Below are 20,890 nucleotides of genomic sequence, written 5' to 3' on the forward strand. Positions count from 1 at the left end.
ATAATTATTGGGGGGATGATGATGGTGATTCTGGCGTTAGTGCTACAGGTTCTTTAAGTTTATCTATCGTCGATAAAAACAATCAAGTTGTATCACGTAATTCAGTGCTAACAGTTTGTAATGCACCTTATAAAGTTACGCTATCTAGTACTAACGGTACATTATCAACTCGTTACGGATTTCCTAATCGTAGTACTTTTAATGCCAGTAATGTGACTTATTACGTTAATCCTAAGGCTGCGCCGGTGGTTTGTTTTGCTAGGCCTAGCTTAAGGTTTGGTAAGCGTGGTGATTATCCTAGTTACCCATCTTGGGATTTTGCTGGTCCGTCTTCAATGTGGGACCCTGCTAAGGGTTTTCTCACTCAAAAAACAGACCCTCTCTATTACGGTCAAAACTTTCCTACAACTGGCGCTAATGGATTGTACTTTGATTTAGATATTAGTGGTAGTAGTCAGCCATTGTCTTGGTCTTCTGTTTCTCGGGGTGGTATCACAGTCACAATGTCTAATTCTACTGCTACAAGCGTACGCGTTACTTTAACTGGTCCTTACGCTACTTTTTATGGTGACAATTCTGGTCGTATTTCTACTCCATCTTTGCCTCAGACATTCGAGTTGGTCGGTCGTGACAATAATGGTACTCCAGTCGTCAGATATGGTTTTACTTTGAAGCAGTGGTTCGTGATCGATGGTTCTACGCAGAGCAATTATTCTGATACTTTATCTTGGTGTGATAGTCTTGGTTATCGTGTGTCTCGCGTAAGGGATTTAACCAATGCATCTTGTCGTGGTAGTAATTCAGATTCTAACTGTCGTGGTTCAGTCGGCGCCACTCCGTCCTCACCTGATAATGGGTATATACGTCATATAGGTTCAGGCTTTTTCTCTGAGTGGGGGGCTATGTACAATTACTCTGGCGTTGGCTTCCGCGATAACAATTGGTTCTGGACTAGTGACTCGACTGGTAGTAGCCAGTTTGTCGTGTATTCAAACTACGGTCCTGTGTCTAAGTACTCCGGCTCCGTACGCGCTTACGAACTTTGTGTCTATCCTTAGTTCTTATTCCATTGTCCTTAATCCTAAGGGCGGGGGTGGGAGTAATTAAAGATAATATTAAGTCATTAAAAGTAAGCTAAGAGTCAACGTCGTTTAGCCATAAAAAAGCGATTTTGCGGCTAAGCGATGCTTCAATTACCCGCCTCGGCGGGTTTATTTTTTAGGTATTTTATCTCAAAAAAAGTTGAGGAGCGGGGTTTTTGAAGCTTTAAATCACGAAATTATAAGTTTTATAGCTATTAGCAATAAAAAGATACCAAAGTATTTTATCAATTTATTTATCGATAATCGTTGTGCAATTTGTACACCCATTTTTGCCATGGGGATACTGGTGATCATAATGGATATTACTGCTGGTAGATAGACAAAGCCTAAACTATATTCTGGTAATTCTTCAATATTCCATCCTGCAATAATGTAGCCAATCGTTCCGCCAAGCGCTACCGGTAAGGTAAATGCCGCAGAGGTGCCAATCGCTTTACGTATATCTACCCCGCATTTTTTTAAGAAAGGAACCACCAATACCCCCCCACCGACACCAACTAGGGCAGCAAACACGCCAATTAGTCCACCAATAATGATATAAATCGTGTCATGAAATGATACAGCGTTTCGATTTTGGGCGACATTGGTGCTTTTGAGAATAAATTTACTTCCGGTGTAGATAAGAAAAACGATAAAAATCCATTTTAACCAAACACCGGGAATATAAGGTGTCATATACGATCCGCCCATCGTGCCAATCATACATCCTAACACCATCTTTTTTAGAATCGACCATTGGATATTATGATTTTTATTCTGAACCCAACTTGATGATAAGCTGGTGCCAATAATGGTGGCAAGCGATGAGGCGACGGCGATGTGGTTTATCCATTCTCCACCATGATTAAAGTGATTAAGTACTATAATTAATGCAGGTACAATTAACGATCCACCACCCACGCCAAATATACCGGCTAGCAATCCCGCAAATGCGCCTATCATTAAGAAGATTATAAATTCAACAACCATTTCTTGTACTTTTTTATCATTTTTTAAATTCAGGGAGATAATTATAACTGTTTTTTATAAGTGCGTAATAATTCTTGGTTTTGATACAAAATTCTTTATTGTTTTTGTATAATGCTTACTTTTCGTTGATTAAGGATTTTAGGTTAAATGCTGACCGATATTTTACGTGGTGCAATGATTTCGGCGAGTTTAATTATTGCTATTGGCGCGCAAAATTTGTTTGTGCTTAAGCAAGGATTGTTAAAAAATCATATCTTTTTTGTTGCTGCTATCTGTTTTTTTTGTGATTTCGCTTTGATGACTATTGGTATATGGGGCGTGGGGTCTTTTATTAGTCGTTATCCTATAATTACTAATTCATTAGCCATCTTTGGTGCATTGTTTTTGCTTTGGTATGGATTTAATGCATTTAAAAGCGCAGTGAGAGGTGATAGTAGTATGCAGGTTGATTCTGCCGAGCAACGAAAGAGTTCTTTAACAAAAGTGATTTTGTCGACAATTGCGGTGACTTTACTTAATCCTCATGTTTATTTGGATACAGTGGTAATTGTTGGTGGGATTGCCGGTACGTTTTCTACTGAGCAAAAATGGGCGTTTTTAATTGGTGCAGTTTGTGTGTCATTTATTTGGTTTTTTGGTATTGGGTATGGCGCTAGGTTGCTTACGCCTCTATTTAGACAAAAAAGGATGTGGGTCATATTGGATTCGGTTGTTGGGCTGGTGATGTTTTATATTGCTTATCGACTTATTGTTTATGTGATTTGTGGTCAATAATGTGACGCTTTTGGCGTTGCATTTTTTATTAATCTGTTCGTTTTCCTCATTTCTTACTCATTTTTTACGTGATATCCATCACAATTATCAGATTTCTTCTCTTATACGATATTTATTTTGGTGTTAATTTGTCAGTAATAATTTGATCCAAGCTTTTTTCGGCTGATTATTAACATTTTTAGTCAATTATTTTTGCTTTATTTTTGCCAAAAAACGCTCAATGGAATAAGGCGTTCAAAGTTGATTGTTTAGATAAGGAGTTTATATGACAAGTAAAATAGTTAAGTTGACGTTGTTGATTAGTGCAACGCTAGTCACTGGGCAAGCACTAGCGCTTAAACAAATAGGGCTTAAGAGTCATCAATTAAAAAATATTGTAGTTGATAATCTGAAATTTAAAGACTTTGATCGTGATGGTAAGTTATCACCTTTTGAAGATTGGCGCTTATCTCCCGAAGTTCGTGCACAAGATCTACTTGCCAAATTGTCGTTAGAAGAAAAAGCAGGCTTAATGATGCACGGTAATGCCAAAGCTTATGGTAGTGAGATTGGGCATGGTGATAAGTATAATCTAGATGAAATTAAGCAGTTAGTGCTTACTGATAAGGTAAATAGTTTAATTACGCGTTTAGAAGTCAATCCTAAGGATTTTGCTAAGCAAAATAATCAATTACAAGAAATTGCTGAGTCTTCTCGATTGGGCATTCCTTTAACAATTAGCATCGATCCTAGAAATACCTTTTATTATGATGATAAAGTGACCAGTAAAAGCGGTTTTAGCCAATGGCCAGGAACTTTGGGGATGGCGGCGATTGGTAATGAGTTTGTGATTAATGAGTATGGTAATATCATTCGACAAGAGTACCGTTCATTGGGTGTCACTCAGGCATTATCACCCATGGCTGATCTGGGAACTGAACCAAGATGGTCTCGTTTTGAGGGGACATTCGGTGAAGATCCAATGCTGAGCAAAAGCATGGTTCGTGGTTATATCTCTGGTATGCAAAATGGTAAACTTGGTCTAAATTCACAAAGCGTGTCAGCCGTGGTTAAACATTGGGTTGGCTATGGTGCCGCCGAGAATGGTTTTGATAGTCACAGTTCTTATGGTAAATATGCACTTTATTCGAAAAAAGATAGTTTGGAAGAGCATATCATTCCATTTATAGGTGCTTTTGAGGTGAATGTGGCAGCGGTTATGCCGACATATTCGATTTTAAAAAATGCGGAAATTAATGGTCATAAAATCGAAGCAGTTGGTGCTGGCTTTAACCGTTATTTGTTGAAAGATTTGCTACGCGATACTTATAAATTTAAAGGGGTGATTATTAGTGATTGGAATATCACTAAAGATTGTAATGAAGTCTGTATTAATGGTAATCCGCCTGATGTTCCGTCTAAACCTGAAGGTATGCCTTGGGGCGTTGAAGATTTGACTGTCGAGCAACGGTTTATTAAAGCTATCGAAGCGGGTGTTCAACAATTTGGTGGCGTGAGTGATAGTTCTGTTATTGTGTCAGCAGTAAAAAATAATAAATTGGACGAAAAGGCAGTCGATAGTGCTGTGTTAGCGATTTTGACGCAAAAATTTGCTTTAGGACAATTTGAAAATCCTTATGTCGATCCAAACCAAGCTAGTCGTTTTGTCGGCAATAAAAATTTCCAAAAGATTGCTGATGAAGCACAATTTAATTCAATGGTTTTACTAGAAAATAATGATAAAGTTTTGCCATTGAAAGCGAAAAGTAAAGTCTTTTTATACGGTTTTGCCGATGACGCTAAAAATACCCTTAAAGGTAAAGTCACCATTGTCGATAAGTTAGAGCAAGCTGATGTAGTTGTGGCTAGGGTAAATGCACCTTTTGAGCAACCTCATAAGAACTACTTTTTTGGCGCAAGATATCATGAAGGTTCATTAGAATTTGCGGCGGATGATAAAGATATTAAATTTATCAATGAGGCGAGAAAATCACATCCCGTTGTAGTAACTGTTTATTTGGATCGCCCAGCCGTTTTAACACCTATTAAGCAAAGTGCTAATGCGATTGTAGCAAATTTTGGTGTTAAAGATGAGGTGCTATTTAAACGTTTATTTGATAGCAAACCTTATAATGCTAAATTGCCAATTGCATTACCAGATTCAATGGATAGTGTTATCAAACAATCTTCTGATTTACCAAACGATATGAAGGCGCTCTATCCGTTAGGTTATGGAGTAACCCGTTAGTCGTTTGGACCTTTTTAATGTCGTTTTATTCAATGCTATTGCCTAAGGGCAATAGCTGTTTTGCGTTACATCATTTTCTCTATCAATTTTATCTTTAATCAATAGTTCTCACTTATCTCTATTATTTTTTTATTTTGAAGGGACGCTTCAACGTAGTTTTTTGAGGTAAATAATAAATAGATTGAACGATAACGTTCTTATATCTCAATGAGTTTGATTAATGATTTTTTGATAAGGAAGAAAAAATGGTGGGTCGTGAGCGATTCGAACGCTCGACAAACGGATTAAAAGTCCGCTGCTCTACCGACTGAGCTAACAACCCATAAAATAAGTAGTAAGTGGTGGGTGATACCGGGTTCGAACCAGTGACCCCCTCCTTGTAAGGGAGGTGCTCTCCCAACTGAGCTAATCACCCCAATGTTTCTTTCGAAAACTTCACGGTAAGAATTGGTGGGTGATACCGGGTTCGAACCAGTGACCCCCTCCTTGTAAGGGAGGTGCTCTCCCAACTGAGCTAATCACCCTTACCGTGTGGATGTGCATTATAAGGCGTGTCTTATTTCAGTCAACCTTTTTTTTTACTTTTCCTAAAATTTAGCCCTGTTCGGTGTAATTTTAGTCATTTTTTGGATGATACTTCGCAAAAATGGATTTTGTAGGTTTGAATCTAGATAATTGTGATTAAGATTGGGCGATATTGTTTTTCAATCTATTTAGTATGATGGTTTTTAATAAAAGTCGCGTAGTAATTTATATCGAACCCACAAAACTGCACTATCAGTTAGTCGAATCAAGCGGTAAGGTGAATGAGGATTTTATCGTTTATCAAGATTTGGCTGATATCGATCAGTTTATGCATAATCTAAAACTACCAAGATTAACGTCAATTGAATTAAATTTAAGTGATGATTTTGTACAGTATCAAAAAACCACTTATCCCGATGTTAAACTGACGGTAAGCGAATTGACTAGTTATGTTGAAGCATCCCTATACAAACTTTTCCAACAATCTGGCAATCAGCTTTTTTTTGATTATGTATCCATTTCACCTAAAACTTTAATGATTGCTATTTGTGAGCGTAAAACGGTTAATGACTGGTTAGATTTGTTCCAAAAATATGGAGTAACATTTGTCGGTAGTCATTTTGAAAATAGTTCATTTAACTTTCTACCATGGCGAAAACAAAAGGCAAAACAGCACCAATTCAAGTTACTTCTTTTTGTTGTTAATTTTATCGGGGTGTTGACCTGTTATTTTTTTTATCTTTTGATGAACACACAGTCAGACATCGAACACTATTCTCAACAACTATCTGCTCAACAAGTGTTGCAACAAGAGTTGTTGGCTGAATCTTATATTCCTAATCCTTCACCAAGTCAAAAACAGATCCAACAGTCGCTACAAATGCTTTCTAATAAACTACCAGCAACGATTTGGTTAAATCTGTACGAATATGAGCCTGAAAAAATTAAAATTACCGGTCGTAGTGTCAATTATGTGGATATTATCAATTTTAATCAGCAACTTTCTGCAAATGTAACGAAAAGTCAGGTAAAAAATATCGAGAAAAGTCAGGATAGTTTGTTGTTTCAAATGGATATTGAGTTGAATGAATAACGACTTTCTAGAGAGGCCGATTTGGCAACAATACTTAGTTTGTATTTTATTACCGTTAACACTGTTTTTTATTGGTTATCAATTTTTTATTCAAGACTTAAAGCAACAAGCTGATCAGCAAATGGCAGTGTATCAAGAAAAGCAAGTTGAAATTGAAATGCTTCAAGCAAGAATTGAACGTTATCATGCGGCTAAAAACAGTTTGCTAACTTTGATAACCGAGCATGAACTTGCTAACGCTATTGATCGTCATCATTTGAAGTTGATGTCGTTCAAACTGGAACAAAATGATTCAGCAACTTATTGGGATGTTGAATTAAATGGGCAATTTTCTGATTTTATGAAATTTATTGGCGATTTTAACGAGAATTTCTACTATTTGAACTTTCAACAGTTATCAATCGGTAAGCAAGATAATTATTTGCGGATTAGATTTAGTTTGTTGTTTAAGAAGGGTATGCAATGAGTCGTTATTTATTTGTTTTTGCATTGATGATGTGTTGTTTCATAGTGAATGCTGATGGTCATCGCGATCCTTTTTTGCAAAAGATTGAGTTAGGTTGCCAAGAACAGACCGATCTTTTAAATATGCAGATTCAGGCTTGGCAGTTTAGAGGATCTATTCAACGCGTTAATTATCAGCAATTATGGCTTTCGTCAGATAATGATTGGTTAGCTATTACTGATAATAATGTTCCTCATGTTTTGTTTCCTTGGGAAATTGAAGCTGTGTTAAGCGATAAAATTTTATGGCAAGCAAGTTTACCTGAGTATTGTAACGATAATGTGCTTTGGACAATGCCGTTAACTAAATAAGATGAGATCGATATTTGAGGTTGTAATTAATGAATCAAGCCAGCCAACTATTTAGTCAATTAGTTCGTCAATTAGCAAAGAATTTAAGGCAATTGACGATTTTGCTTATGCTTTTATCAATTCCATGTTTGGCTGAGCCTTCCATTTCAGCACAAAAAGAATCAAATGATCTTATTTCAATGAATTTTTATCAAACGGATGTCGCAATTATTTTGCAAGCGCTGGCTGATAATAAGCAGATGAATTTAGTGATGATAGATGATATATCAACTAAACAAACCCTCAAACTTAAGAATGTTGATTGGCAAAAAGCTTTAAAAGTGGTGTTAAATTCAGCAAATTTACAGGCCGAAATTGAGGACAATATTTTGTTTGTCTCAAAATCTATTGAGCCGGAGGTGCTTGCGCAAAGAGAGTTATTAGAGCAAAAGGAACAGGAGTTAAATCAGCCGTTAACTTTGTTAACCATTCCGATTAAACATGGCGATCCTAATAATTTAGTAGAGACCATCCAGCAACAAGGATTATTATCTGAACGCGGAAAGGCGATAGTTGATAAGCGAACCAATTCAGTGCTTATTACTGATATGACCAAACAATTTGCGGATATTAAGAAGTTAGTTAAGGCTTTGGATCAACCCATTCCACAAGTCCATATCTCGGCCCATATTGTCACTATGAGTGATGAGAGTATGGAGGAGTTAGGGATTAAATGGGGATATTTGGGTAAATCTTCACAATTTTTTAATCAGCTGGATGTTGACCTTGGGGTCGTTAATCCTTCTTCTTCTGTGGGTTTTAATTTAGCGAAACTTTCTGGTAGTTTGTTGAATTTGGAACTTTCAGCATTAGAATCAGAAAATCAGTTAGAAATTATTGCTAGTCCGAATTTATTAACTGCAAATCAAAATATGGCATCGATTAAGCAGGGAACAGAGATTCCGTACGAAGTGTCAACGGGGGGGAATGGTTCGACATCCATTGAATTTAAACAAGCGGTATTAGGTTTAGAAGTTACGCCTAAAATTGTTGCTGATAAACAAATGATCTTGGATTTATATATCACACAAAATACTACGGGTCGTTCGATTAAGCGCCGTGATGGGGGAGAAGCTTTAGCCATTGAAACGCAAGAAATTAAAACTCAAGTGAAAGTTAAAGATGGTGAAACCGTGGTTTTGGGTGGAATTTTTCAGCAAGTTAATAGTAATGGGAAAAAGAAAGTACCTGGTCTTGCTCAAGTGCCAATTATTGGGAATGCCTTTAAATATAATGCTAAAAAAAATCAAAAAAGGGAATTAGTGATTTTTATTACTCCGCAATTAGTTGAGTAAATAGCGATGGAGTTGTATCATACTCTACCATAATTTATGACTTTGTATTGAGTTAGTTGATTCTCTGCAAAGTGTCGTTATTCTAATCACCAATTATTATAAAAGTTGAGAATATCATGTTTCATTTTGTTGCTTCTGATCTAGATGGTACTTTGTTAAATACCGAACATAGTTTATCGCCGTTTACAAAAAAAATTCTTCAGGCATTACGGGAAATGGGTATTCATTTTGCTTTTGCGACAGGCCGACACCATATTGATGTTACTCAAATGCGTGAAAATATGGAAATCGATGCTTTTATGATTACATCAAATGGGGCAAGAGTTCACGATAGTAATGGTAATTTAGTTTTTAGCCGTAGTTTTGATCCTAATTTAGCTAAAGAGTTGGCGGTGATTTGTAAAGACAGTCCATATATTTATACCCATGTTTACCGTGGTGATGATTGGCTGATTAATAAACCTGATGCCTATTCGCTTAGCTTTTTTGTTGATACAAAATTTAAATATCAATTTTTTGATCCAACTAATTTTGATACCAGTGATATTGCCAAAATTTATTTTACGACCTCTGATATTAACCATAACCATTATTTGGTGGAGTTGAAGGACAAAATTGAAAAGCAATATGGTAATAAAGTTAGCATCGCGTTTTCAACGCCAAACTGTCTTGAAGTTATGGCGGAAAATGTGACTAAAGGCAGTGCATTAAAGTTAGTGGTTGAAAGCTTAGGCTATCAACTTAAAGACAGCATCGCTTTTGGTGATGGTATGAATGATTACGAGATGTTAAAAATGGCAGGTAAGGGCTGTATTATGCAAGATGCGAGTCCTGAACTTAAAGCACTGCTTCCTGAGTTGGAAGTTATTGGATCTAATGCTGATGATGCTGTTCCCCATTATTTAGCTAATCTTTTACTTTAATCTATTAATTATGATTATTGATAAAGAATTAAATACATTAGGTTTGCGTTGTCCTGAGCCGATTATGCTAGTGCGTAAAGCGATTAGGGAATTAGCTGTTGGTCAAATACTGCACGTTGTTGCTGATGATTTGGCCACAACGCGTGATATCCCGAGCTTTTGCCGGCATATGGATCACCAATTAGTTAACTCACAAGTTGAATCCATACCATTTGAATATTGGATTAAAAAATCACATTAATATAGTGTGTTAAGCTATTTTTTATTACCTATTTTGATAAATCAATTTTTTTGAAATGATAACGAAGTGTGCGCCAGTCATTAGGCGCAAGGTTATCAATCATTAAAAAAAGCGTTCTTCTTTTACCATTTCGCCGTGATTTTAAATTAATAATGATTATATAACGTAGTAGTAGTGGTTTTCGCGTTAAATACCAACGCTGTTTGTACCAATAAATTTGATGTATATATTCAAATAGCGCAAATTCACCTTTTATAGTTTTGAAATAGCAAATACTACGCCACCATTCGATTATTAAGATTAATATTAAAACAAAAGTATAACTATTTAATGAAGTATGCGCTAATTGCAATAAGCAAAGAATAATCAAAATAAGATAAAAGCAGGTTGCACTCAAAAATTGTAATAACGAAGGGGTAAGTTTTGTGCTCCACATATTAATCTTGTTTAAATTGATAAAATCACAATTATCTATTCGTTTTATCAGTTTTATTTAAAAATATAAAAATATTGTGAGATAATACACAAAATAATTTGAAAATTTACTAACTTTTGAGAACCTATCAATTAGTTGTTTAACCTGTAGCAAACCTATGTGGTATTTAATATCTGATCTATTAAGTTCTGCTAAAAAATTAAGTTATAAACTAATAAGTAATGGAATATGAAAGTGAAAATATATTAAAGGTAAATTTCTTTTTTAATTTAATATGTTAATAATTGTTTAATGGATTTAAACAATTTTTTAAGCATGGGTTAGCGTCGCTTTTTATTTTGAGTCTTTTCGAGTAAGTAGTATACTCATCGGCTAAAATGGATTGAGATCAATTAATACAGTTTTATTATCTTTCTTTGATTTAAAATCAATTGGATAGGAATGATTTGTGATAATATTAAAAATATTAAAATTTTGCCTTAAACTTATAATCGGTTTAGTACTTTGTGGCTTAGTGATAGGTATCGCTGGCTACAGTTATTATTCTAAAGATCTGCCAGATGTAGCGACTTTAAAAGATGTTCGCTTGCAAACCCCAATGCAAGTATTAAGTAAAGATGGTGAACTAATCGCTATTTTTGGTGAACGTCGCCGAATTCCTCTAAAATATGATGAAATCCCCCCGATTGTCGTTAATGCTGTTATAGCTACCGAAGATGCACGTTTCCATGAGCATTTTGGGATTGATCCTATCGGTATTGTGCGTGCTATGTATATCGGGTTGAAGGATAAGAGCTTTTCACAAGGTGGTAGTACTATCACTCAACAAGTGGCGAAAAACTTCTTTTTAACACCAGAAAAAAGTATTTCTCGTAAAGTAAAAGAGATGATTATTGCAATTCGTATGGAGCGAGAATTATCTAAAGACGAGATAATGGCATTATATCTTAATATGATCAACTTTGGTTCGCGTGCTTATGGTGTGGCTGCTGCTTCATATACTTTCTTTGGTAAAACGCCAGATCAGTTAACTATCGATGAAGCGGCACTACTAGCTGGTTTACCTAATGCGCCTTCTGCCTATAATCCAATTTCCCACCCAGAAAAAGCATTAACAAGACGTAATTGGGTTTTAGGTCGTATGCTTGATCAAAATTATATTACTCAAGCGCAATATGATGAAGCGACTAAGAAGCCTTTAAATGCAAGTTATCATACGCCAAAAATTGAATTTTCTGCGCCATATGTTGCTGAAATGGCAAGACAGTTTATGTTCGATAAATTTGGTGAGAACGCTTATACCGATGGTTATAAAGTTTATACCACCATATCTAAGACAGACCAGGTGGCAGCAACAGAATCAATACAAAAGCATATTATTGATTATGATATGCGACATGGCTATCGTGGGCCTGAAAAAGTGTTATGGCAAAATAATGAGCCGGCACTGAGTGACGAGAAAATTCAAGAAGCTTTACATAAATATATTTGCTATAGCGGGATGTGTCCAGCCGTGGTTCTTGAATCATCTGATAAGGAAGCAAAAGCAGTATTATCCGATAAAAGTAATATAACTATTGCCTTTCAAGATATGAAATGGGCGCGAAAATTTATTAGTGATAATCAACAAGGTGCCTCGCCGAGAAAGGTTAATGATACTTTAAAACCAGGTCAGCTGATTTGGGTTAAAAAATCTGGTGAGAATTGGGCATTAGCGCAAATTCCAGTAGTTAACGCTGCACTGGTTTCTCTTGATTCTGATAATGGTGCAATTAAGGCGATTGTTGGTGGTTATGATTTCAATTTAAGTAAATTTAATCGTGCAACACAAGCTTTACGTCAACTAGGTTCTAATATAAAACCATTTGTGTATACGGCTACGTTAGAGAAAGGGCTAACGATGGCGACGCTACTTAATGATGCGCCGATCGTTCGTACAACAGGTAGTGTGACTTGGCGTCCAAAAAATTCACCGCCTACTTATGCTGGTCCATTAAGAATGCGAATTGGTTTAGGGATGTCTAAAAATGTGATGATGGTACGTGCATTACGCGCAATCGGTATCGATTATGCTGCCACGTATTTAGAACGTTTTGGATTCCCAAAAGAGAATATTTCACATAATGAATCACTTGCTTTAGGTTCAGCTTCATTTACGCCATTGCAGGTTGCACGTGCTTATTCCGTTATTGTTAATGGTGGGTATTTAATTACGCCTTACTTGATCGAAAAAATTGAATATGACAATGATAGTGGCGTAATTTATCAGCATCAACCATTGATTGCTTGTCATAACTGTAAAGATGAAGTGGTAAAATTTGATTCTGTTTCAGTATCGTTAGTTAACGTTGAAAACGAATCAAATGAGACGGGTAGTGAAGAGCCTGAAGAGGCAAATCTTAAAACAGAAGATAATTTAATCTTACCTAATATTAATAAAGACAATAAAACCACTGATGTGACACCTAAATATGCACCACACACCGTTGATAGTGGTATAGCATATATTATGAAAGATGGACTAAGAACAATTGTTTTTGGCGGTTCGGATTGGCAAGGTACTGCTTGGCGTGTAAAAGCATTAGGTCGTAAGGATGTTGGTGGTAAAACGGGTACAACTAACCAATCGAAAGACGTTTGGTTTTCTGGTTTCGGCGGTAACATTGTTACCTCGGTCTGGATGGGGTTTGATGACCACCGACGTGCTTTAGGTCGAACTTTCCGCGCTGAAGCCGGTGCAGTTACAGCTAACCCTATTTGGGTTGACTATATGAAAGTTGCTCTTAAAGATGTACCTGAAAAACAAGATGTAAAACCAGATAATGTTATTTCTGTTACTATCGATCAGCGAACCGGTATGTTACCAGGTTCTGGAGCGAGAACGATGTCAGAATACTTTATCAAGGGAACCGAGCCAACTACCTATGGATCGCAAGAAGTTGGTACCAGCGTGAAGGATTCACAAGGTAATACGCAAGAACTATTCTAAGTAAGGTTTTTATATGAATGGTTCTATAAGAATTATTGGTGGAAAATGGCGCGGAAGAAAGTTGTCAGTGCTTGATAAACAAGGCTTGCGACCAACCACAGATAGAGTAAAAGAGACTTTGTATAACTGGCTAATGCCAGTTATACAAAATAGTGTTTGTTTGGATTGTTTTTCTGGTAGTGGATCATTAGGTTTTGAAGCCGCATCACGCGGTGCTCAAAATGTCACATTATTAGAGAAAGATAAACAAGTTGCCAATCAGCTTAAGAAAAATAAGCAGTTGATTGCATGTGATAATGTCGAAATTTATTCGACAGATACTTTTCAATGGCTTGATAGACCAGCCCAAAGACAATTTGATATTGTATTTATCGATCCGCCTTTTCATTATTCTTTAATCGAGAAAACACTAGAGCTTCTTGAGAATAACCATTGGCTAAGTCCATCTGCTTATATTTATATTGAATCTGAGCTGGGGCATGATTTTAATATTCCATCAAATTGGTATTTGCATCGAGAGAAGACAGCAGGGCAAGTTCATAGCTATTTATTTATACGAGAAGAGAGATAATGTTCATACTTTTAGGTAAACTAGTCTATTTATTTATATGGTTATTTTTATTATTTAATCTTGTTCATCCGTTTCCTAAACCAGCAAATATTCTCGCTTATATTGGATTGGTTGCTTTTACACTTATTCATGGATTACAAGCATGGATATTACAATCAACAATGGTTAATCAAGAAAAAGAACAGGATAAATTTAAAGCACTTAGATTTTTTATTTTTGGTGTTTTTGAAGCACTTAGCTGGAAAAACAAAAAATAAAGAATAAAATAGGTTGTCAGGTATAAATATTTTTGTATAATGCTCACCACTTCTTTCGAAGCGTTCAATATGCGGGAATAGCTCAGTTGGTAGAGCGCAACCTTGCCAAGGTTGAGGTCGCGAGTTCGAACCTCGTTTCCCGCTCCAAGTCAAGATTTATAGTTTTTTATAATCACACAATTAAGAATTTTTATCTTTTAGTATCAGTTATTAAGCTTTGTTTTTATATCATTAAAGAGTATTTATGTGTATTATAATCTATTCGTAAGTGGCACAACCAACGGATCATTAAATAGAACAAGCTGTTTACTGTATTTTTGACTGTTTTTTAGTTCTATCTATCAATAATTGGAATCTCTTTTTTCTATTTTATTTTGGCTTCACACCCTTGTTTTCTATGGGTTAGAATAGCTATACTATTTAGCATAATTATAAAAGATTTAAACAATAAGTTGTGCTTATTAATTAAAGTTAAATCCACAACTTCTTGATGGAATAAAAAACTGCATTAAATAGTATAGTTATGAAGTGTAAGGCAGATTTATTTATCTGTTACCAATTGTTATCTTCGGTTATATTAAAAATTGATAAATTTTGTTATGATGACAACCAGAATAGACAATCAAAATTAATAGATATTTTAAGGTCTTTATGGCAGTCATTGATACCCCAAAAGAGCATTCGCTTTCAAAAAAAGGCAATAATACTAAAATGGCATTGATCCGCAGTGGTGTGGAGGCTATGACCATCAATGGTTATGTATCTTCAAATATTGAAAATATTTTAAAAAAAGTTGGTGTGCCAAAAGGATCTTTTTATTATTACTTCAAAAGCAAAGAAGATTTCGGTAAAGCAATCATAGAAAGTTATGATAGTTTTTTTCGTTATAAGTTAGATAAACACCTTTTAAATGAGTCAATTGAATTGCCTTTATCTCGAATTAAGTCGTTTTATGAAGATGCAAAATTGAGTATGGCAAAATATAATTTTGATAGGGGCTGCTTAATCGGAGAATTAACACAAGAGGAGTCGCTTTTACCCGAAGGTTATAGCACTTTATTAGTGGATATTTTACAAAGCTGGCAGCAGAAAATAGCAATTTGTTTGCAACAAGCTCAGAAAATAAAAGAAATAAAATCTAATGTCAATTGTGAAGAGCTTGCGGTATTTTTCTGGTTAGGCTGGGAAGGTGCGGTCACTCGTTCTAAATTGATTAAGAATGCCGAACCGCTTGATATATTTATGCGACAGTTTTTACTATCTATAAAATCCGAACCTTCAGATTAATTATTATATTTTTGTTTCTTTATTCATTTTACTAACAGATTAGAGCAAAAACTCACGTTTGTTGACTTGGCTCTTTCCTCTTAAATTGCCCCTATACAGCATATAAATAATTAACCTTACAAATTCTATTGATCATTACTAGACGATCGGTCTATAATTATTAGACCGATTGTCTAGTAATGATTGCTAAGGAATAAAATATGCTGTTTAAAACCATTCTATTAGAAAAAAATGATACCAAATTCTCTTGCGAGGTTAGTTCTCTCTCAAAAAAAGAATTATTTAAACAAGAAGGCGATACACTTATTCAAGTTCAGTATTCAAGCCTAAATTATAAAGATGCATTAGCTATCACTAATAAAGGACCCGTGGTAAGGATGTGGCCAATGATTCCGGGAATTGATGGTGTTGGGACGGTTATTCACAGCGTCAATCGCCAATATAAAGAAGGCGATTCTGTTATTTTAAATGGCTGGGGGTGCGGTGAGACACATTGGGGATGTTTAAGCCAATATGCTTATTTAAAATCAGACTGGTTAATTCCTTTACCACCTAATATGACACCACAACAAGCAATGAATATTGGTACCGCTGGTTATACGGCAGCATTATGTGTGCAATGCATTATTGATCATGGCGTTAAACCAGAGCAAGGTCGTATTTTAGTTACAGGAGCAACAGGAGGAGTTGGTTCTATCGCAATTATGCTACTGGCTAAATTAGGTTATTCAATAACAGCGGCTACATCTAAAATGCAGGATACGGACTATTTATACCAACTTGGTGCTAGTCATTGCATTGATAGAAAAATACTAAGTGAGTCAGGGAAACCATTGCAAAAGGAACAATGGATAGCTGCTATTGATGTATTAGGATCACATACTTTAGCAAATATTTGTGCCCAAATTCAATATGGTGGCATTGTTGCTGCTTGTGGCTTGGCTCAAGGTTTGGATTTTCCATCAACTGTTGCTCCGTTTATTTTAAGAGGGATAACATTAGCAGGGATTGATAGTGTTATGACCCCTTATCAAAAACGTATTGCAGCATGGAATTTTCTTGCAACGTACTTAGATGCACAACAACTTAATCATATCGCTAATATTATTACCTTGGATCAATGTCAACTAGCTGCTGAGAATATGTTCTCAGGGAGAATCAAAGGTCGGTTTATTGTTGATGTAAACCAATAACATCCAGCTAAACACTAATTTGATAAATCGACAATACGTACTATGGATAGATGATTAACATAACAGAGGACACTCCTAATGAGCCAACTATTTAATAAATTAACTTTAAGATCTGGGGCAGTATTAAAAAATAGAATTGTCATGGCGCCAATGACAATTGAATCCGCTTTTTTTGATGGTAGCGTTACGCAAGAGATGATCGATTATTATGCATTACGCTCGGGTGATGCGGCCGCTATCATTGTCGAGAGTGCTTTTGTTGAAAACTATGGAAGAGCTTTTCCTGGTGCACTTGGGATTGATCACGACAGTAAAATAGAAGGTCTAAAACAATTAGCTGAGGCAATTAAAGTCAAAGGTTCTAAAGCGATTATACAAATCTATCATGCTGGTAGAATGGCTAATCCTGAATATAATGGTGGTCATCAGCCGATCTCTGCTAGCCCAGTGGCTGCGCTTAGGGATAATGCAGTAACACCATTGCAAATGACGTCAGAGCAAATTGAATTAATGATTGAAAATTTTGCGCAAGCAGTCAAACGTGCTTTATTAGCAAATTTTGATGGCATTGAAATTCATGGCGCAAATACCTACCTGATTCAGCAATTTTTTTCACCTCATTCCAATCAAAGATCAGATAAGTGGGGTGGAGATATTGAAAAAAGGTCGTCTTTTCCCTTAGCGATATTGAAAAGAGTCCACCAAATTATACAGGAATATGGTAAAAGTGATTTTATTGTCGGTTATCGCTTCTCACCAGAAGAAATTGAACAACCGGGGATTCGTTTTTCTGATTCCATGTATCTTTTAAATAAATTGAGTTCTTATGGTTTGGACTATATCCATTTCTCTATGGGCAATTGGGATAGAACATCTATTGTTGATACTGATAATAAACAGCAACTTATTAGCCAATATCGTAAACTACAATCAACCACTTTAGCGAAAATTCCAGTTATTGGTGTAGGTGGTATAGCACAAGGTATTGATGCAGAAAATGCACTATTGAGTGGTTACGATCTTGTTAGTATTGGTAAAGGTTATTTGGTTGAACCTACGTGGGCAACGAAAGTTAAAAATAATGAGCTATGTGCTACTTTTGCTGATATCACGCAAAGACAACAACTTAAAATCCCATTCCCATTATGGCATGTTATGGATTTTATGATTGTTGATAGTTTAGCTGAACAGCAAAAATATCAAAAAATTAAAGCATTACAAAATATTGACATTCGTTTTAATGCAGGTAAATACACCGCCTTCGGTCGAGGACATAATGGTGAACTACCGATTACAGTTACCTTCTCTGAAAATAAGATTCTAGATATTTTAGTTGATCAATCTAAAGAGTCAGAAGGTATTGCTAATCCAGCATTTGAGCGTATACCTCAACAAATTATTGATGGACAAACTCTTAACGTTGATGTGATTTCAGGTGCAACGGTCAGCAGTCAAGCTGTTATTAATGGTGTTGCTCAGGCGGTTGATATGGCAGGAGGCAACTCGGAAGCACTACGTTATCGAGCGAAAGTACCTGTAGAGTGGTCATCTCAGCTTATAGAAGAAACGGTGGATATTGTTGTTGTCGGTGGTGGTGGTGCTGGATTAAGCGCAGCGTTATCAGCTATTGATAAAGGGAAAACTGTTATTTTATTAGAAAAATTTCCGGCAATTGGAGGTAATACAATTCGTACTGGAGGTTGGGTTAATGCAGCCGAACCAGAATGGCAAAAACAATTCCCTAGTTTAGCTGGAGAAAAACAAACACTCGTTGAGCTTATCAATATGCCTGAATCAGAGTTTACAGCTGAATATCTACAAGACTTTCAAATATTAAAACAGCAAATAAAAGAATACCTAGCAAAAACCGAGCAAGGTGATTTTCTATTTGATTCTACTGAGCTGCACAGAATTCAAACCTATTTAGGTGGTAAAAGAACGGCTCTTAATGGACAAATTATTTACGGCCAATATGATTTAGTAAAAACGCTCACCAACCGTTCAATGGAATCAATTCATTGGCTAACGGAAAAAGGCGTTGACTTTGATCGAAGCGTAGTAGAAATTCCTGTGGGTGCCTTATGGCGTAGAAGTCATAAACCAAAACGTCCGAAGGGGGTTGAGTTCATTAATGTATTACAACAACGTATTGAAGAAAAAGGTGGGCGAATCATAGTAGATACTAAAGCAGAAAAACTGATCTTAAAAGATAGTAAAGTTATTGGCATTGAAGCGAAGCAAGCTAATGGTTCAAAAATGATTATTCATGTAAATAATGGCGTTATTCTAGCCTGTGGCGGTTTTGGTGCCAACACACAAATGATTAAACAATATAATACCTATTGGAAAGAAATCGCGGATGATATAAAAACAACTAACTCACCTGCTTTGGTTGGTGATGGTATCAAAATGGGAGAAGAAGTTGGTGCTGATTTAGTTGGTATGGGGTTTGTACAACTTATGCCAGTAGGAGACCCTAAATCTGGTGCATTACTTACCGGGCTAATCGTTCCACCTGAGAACTTCGTTTTTATTAATCAACAAGGTAAACGGTTTATAAATGAGTGTGAAAGCCGAGATATTTTATCGCAAGCCTTTATAGATAATGGCGGTTTAGTTTATATGATAGCAGACGAAAAAATTCGACAAACAGCAGCGAATACTTCAGACGAAACTATTGAAAGAGAAATTAAAGAAGGTATTATTTATCAGGCTGATTCTTTAGAAGAATTAGCCGATAAAATTGGTGTGCCTGCGTCTTCATTAATAGAAACCATAAATAAATATAACAATTATGTTACACAAGGAAAAGATCCTGAGTTTCATAAAAGTGCATTGAGTTTAAAAGTAGAACAAGCCCCATTTTATGCCACACCAAGAAAACCCTCTGTTCATCATACAATGGGTGGGCTTAAAATTGATACTTATGCTCGAGTAATTAATAAACAGGGTAATGTTATTAGTGGATTATATGCTGCGGGGGAAGTTGCTGGTGGAATTCATGCCGGTAATCGTTTAGGTGGTAATGCCTTAATTGATATTTTTACCTATGGTCGAATCGCAGGTGAAAGCGCGGCTGCGTCGATTTAAATAAGAGATGTCATTAAATAAAAGAAGGATGATCACCATTCATTCTTCTTTTAAATTACACTCTCCGCCAAAAATATAAGGTGTCCTAGTAATGAATAGATATGAGGCGAACTTTCCTCTGATGGGAACAATGATTAATCTACTTATTTATCATACTCATGGTGAAAAAGTCCTTAACGAAGCTTATAATTTACTATTAGAATTTGAAACGCGTTTTACTGTAAACCGAACACACTCCGAGTTAATGGAAATCAATAAAAATGCAGGAAGAAAACCGATATATGTTAAAGAGGATATTTTTGAGTTAATTAAACTAAGTAAAAATATAAGTATACAAGCTAATAACCCATTCAACATCGCAATCGGTCCATTAGTTAAGGCTTGGCGAATAGGTTTCAATAACGCAAAGCGCCCAACTGATCAAGAAATAGCTGATTGCCTATCATTAGTTAATCCCAAAAATATTTTACTCAATCAAAAAGATAAAACTATTTATCTAACAAAAGAGAGAATGGAACTTGATTTGGGTTCAATTGCTAAAGGCTATTTTGCTGATCAAATAAAAAAAATATTTCTCAATCATGGAGTAAGTAGTGGGTTTATTGATTTAGGAGGAAATGTACTGACTATTGGTTGTTCACCCAATAATCTCAATAATAACTGGGTTGTGGGTATTCAAAATCCTTTTAAGCCACGTGGTAATATGATTTGTGCTGTTCTAACAAAAGATTGCTCTGTTGTAACATCTGGAATTTATGAACGATTTCTTTCTGTTGATAATAAACGTTATCACCATATACTTGATTCAATTACTGGAGCGCCTATTATTACTAATATTGCGAGTATTACTATTATTTCAAAGCAATCTCTTGATGGTGAAATATGGAGTACTGCTGGTTTCCTGTCAAACGCTCAGCAAAGTATCGAATTTTTAAATCAGCAAACGAATATTGAAGCTATTGTTATTACTTGTGATGAAAGGATCTACCTAACTAATGGGCTTGTTCGAAATAATCTCTGTATTCAGAAAATAGTAGAGTAATAACCTTAATAGATAATTAT

Annotated in this window: 18 protein-coding genes and 4 tRNA genes; 17 read left to right on the forward strand and 5 right to left on the reverse strand. The window is 35.7% G+C overall.

Annotated features, from left to right (window positions below; translation table 11 throughout):
- Positions 1–1,058 (forward strand): hypothetical protein (locus J3U27_RS06605; protein ID WP_267377094.1); only part of this gene is annotated, 1,058 nt, incomplete at its 5' end.
- Positions 1,059–1,271: 213 nt separating this feature from the next.
- On the opposite strand, the gene J3U27_RS06610 is transcribed toward J3U27_RS06605, so the two are convergent.
- The gene (locus tag J3U27_RS06610) at positions 1,272–2,072 is read right to left on the reverse strand and encodes a sulfite exporter TauE/SafE family protein (RefSeq protein ID WP_220224990.1); all 801 of its coding nucleotides are present in this window, start codon (positions 2,070–2,072) and stop codon (positions 1,272–1,274) included.
- A gap of 150 nt (positions 2,073–2,222) precedes the next feature.
- On the opposite strand from J3U27_RS06610, the gene J3U27_RS06615 reads away from it, so the two are divergent.
- On the forward strand, positions 2,223–2,846 hold the full coding sequence (locus J3U27_RS06615; RefSeq protein WP_141677480.1) for a LysE/ArgO family amino acid transporter: 624 nt from the start codon (positions 2,223–2,225) through the stop codon (positions 2,844–2,846).
- 265 nt (positions 2,847–3,111) lie between these two features.
- Complete coding sequence (locus J3U27_RS06620; protein WP_267337460.1) at positions 3,112–5,073, forward strand: glycoside hydrolase family 3 protein; 1,962 nt, start codon at positions 3,112–3,114, stop codon at positions 5,071–5,073.
- 246 nt (positions 5,074–5,319) lie between these two features.
- On the opposite strand, the gene J3U27_RS06625 is transcribed toward J3U27_RS06620, so the two are convergent.
- From J3U27_RS06625 to J3U27_RS06635, 3 genes are all read right to left on the reverse strand, one after another.
- Positions 5,320–5,395, reverse strand: a tRNA-Lys gene (locus J3U27_RS06625).
- A 17-nt stretch (positions 5,396–5,412) separates the two neighbouring features.
- A tRNA-Val gene (locus J3U27_RS06630) sits at positions 5,413–5,488 on the reverse strand.
- A 33-nt stretch (positions 5,489–5,521) separates the two neighbouring features.
- Positions 5,522–5,597 (reverse strand) — tRNA-Val (locus J3U27_RS06635).
- A 194-nt stretch (positions 5,598–5,791) separates the two neighbouring features.
- On the opposite strand from J3U27_RS06635, the gene J3U27_RS06640 reads away from it, so the two are divergent.
- From J3U27_RS06640 to tusA, 6 genes are all read left to right on the forward strand, one after another.
- Positions 5,792–6,691: a PilN domain-containing protein gene (locus tag J3U27_RS06640; RefSeq protein ID WP_267330160.1), complete on the forward strand. Its 900-nt coding sequence runs from the start codon at positions 5,792–5,794 to the stop codon at positions 6,689–6,691.
- On the forward strand, positions 6,684–7,157 hold the full coding sequence (locus J3U27_RS06645) for a hypothetical protein (protein ID WP_267377095.1): 474 nt from the start codon (positions 6,684–6,686) through the stop codon (positions 7,155–7,157). Before J3U27_RS06640 ends, J3U27_RS06645 begins: the two co-directional genes overlap by 8 nt.
- A complete protein-coding gene (locus J3U27_RS06650) occupies positions 7,154–7,507 on the forward strand; it encodes a hypothetical protein (RefSeq protein WP_267377096.1) in 354 nt (117 codons plus the stop codon). The genes J3U27_RS06645 and J3U27_RS06650 overlap by 4 nt, the downstream gene beginning before the upstream one ends.
- 29 nt (positions 7,508–7,536) lie before the next feature.
- The gene (locus J3U27_RS06655; RefSeq protein ID WP_267377097.1) at positions 7,537–8,841 is read left to right on the forward strand and encodes a secretin N-terminal domain-containing protein; all 1,305 of its coding nucleotides are present in this window, start codon (positions 7,537–7,539) and stop codon (positions 8,839–8,841) included.
- A 116-nt stretch (positions 8,842–8,957) separates the two neighbouring features.
- Positions 8,958–9,764, forward strand: coding sequence for a Cof-type HAD-IIB family hydrolase (locus J3U27_RS06660; protein WP_267337467.1), 807 nt, complete (start codon positions 8,958–8,960; stop codon positions 9,762–9,764).
- Positions 9,765–9,774: 10 nt separating this feature from the next.
- On the forward strand, positions 9,775–10,005 hold the full coding sequence (tusA, locus tag J3U27_RS06665; RefSeq protein WP_065563097.1) for a sulfurtransferase TusA: 231 nt from the start codon (positions 9,775–9,777) through the stop codon (positions 10,003–10,005).
- Positions 10,006–10,033: 28 nt separating this feature from the next.
- On the opposite strand, the gene J3U27_RS06670 is transcribed toward tusA, so the two are convergent.
- Positions 10,034–10,441 (reverse strand): protein YgfX, encoded by a 408-nt coding sequence (locus tag J3U27_RS06670; protein WP_065734363.1) that lies wholly within the window; start codon positions 10,439–10,441, stop codon positions 10,034–10,036.
- 448 nt (positions 10,442–10,889) lie between these two features.
- Between J3U27_RS06670 and J3U27_RS06675 the strand changes: the two genes are divergently transcribed.
- From J3U27_RS06675 to J3U27_RS06710, 8 genes are all read left to right on the forward strand, one after another.
- Positions 10,890–13,430: a PBP1A family penicillin-binding protein gene (locus J3U27_RS06675; protein WP_324170007.1), complete on the forward strand. Its 2,541-nt coding sequence runs from the start codon at positions 10,890–10,892 to the stop codon at positions 13,428–13,430.
- A 13-nt stretch (positions 13,431–13,443) separates the two neighbouring features.
- Positions 13,444–14,001, forward strand: a complete 558-nt coding sequence (rsmD, locus tag J3U27_RS06680) for a 16S rRNA (guanine(966)-N(2))-methyltransferase RsmD (protein WP_065563095.1) — start codon at positions 13,444–13,446, stop codon at positions 13,999–14,001.
- Positions 14,001–14,258, forward strand: coding sequence for a DUF1145 domain-containing protein (locus J3U27_RS06685; protein ID WP_065563094.1), 258 nt, complete (start codon positions 14,001–14,003; stop codon positions 14,256–14,258). Before rsmD ends, J3U27_RS06685 begins: the two co-directional genes overlap by 1 nt.
- A gap of 71 nt (positions 14,259–14,329) precedes the next feature.
- A tRNA-Gly gene (locus J3U27_RS06690) sits at positions 14,330–14,405 on the forward strand.
- 504 nt (positions 14,406–14,909) lie between these two features.
- Entirely contained in the window at positions 14,910–15,545 is a 636-nt protein-coding gene (locus J3U27_RS06695; RefSeq protein WP_065563093.1) for a TetR/AcrR family transcriptional regulator, read from the forward strand.
- A 203-nt stretch (positions 15,546–15,748) separates the two neighbouring features.
- Positions 15,749–16,738: an MDR family oxidoreductase gene (locus J3U27_RS06700; RefSeq protein WP_065563108.1), complete on the forward strand. Its 990-nt coding sequence runs from the start codon at positions 15,749–15,751 to the stop codon at positions 16,736–16,738.
- A gap of 78 nt (positions 16,739–16,816) precedes the next feature.
- On the forward strand, positions 16,817–19,828 hold the full coding sequence (locus J3U27_RS06705) for a flavocytochrome c (RefSeq protein ID WP_220224980.1): 3,012 nt from the start codon (positions 16,817–16,819) through the stop codon (positions 19,826–19,828).
- Positions 19,829–19,919: 91 nt separating this feature from the next.
- Positions 19,920–20,870, forward strand: coding sequence for an FAD:protein FMN transferase (locus J3U27_RS06710; RefSeq protein ID WP_267377098.1), 951 nt, complete (start codon positions 19,920–19,922; stop codon positions 20,868–20,870).
- Positions 20,871–20,890: the final 20 nt, after the last annotated feature.

It is taken from the genome of Gilliamella sp. B2911 (assembly GCF_026536965.1).
GTDB classification, from domain to species: Bacteria; Pseudomonadota; Gammaproteobacteria; order Enterobacterales; family Orbaceae; genus Gilliamella; species Gilliamella apicola_E.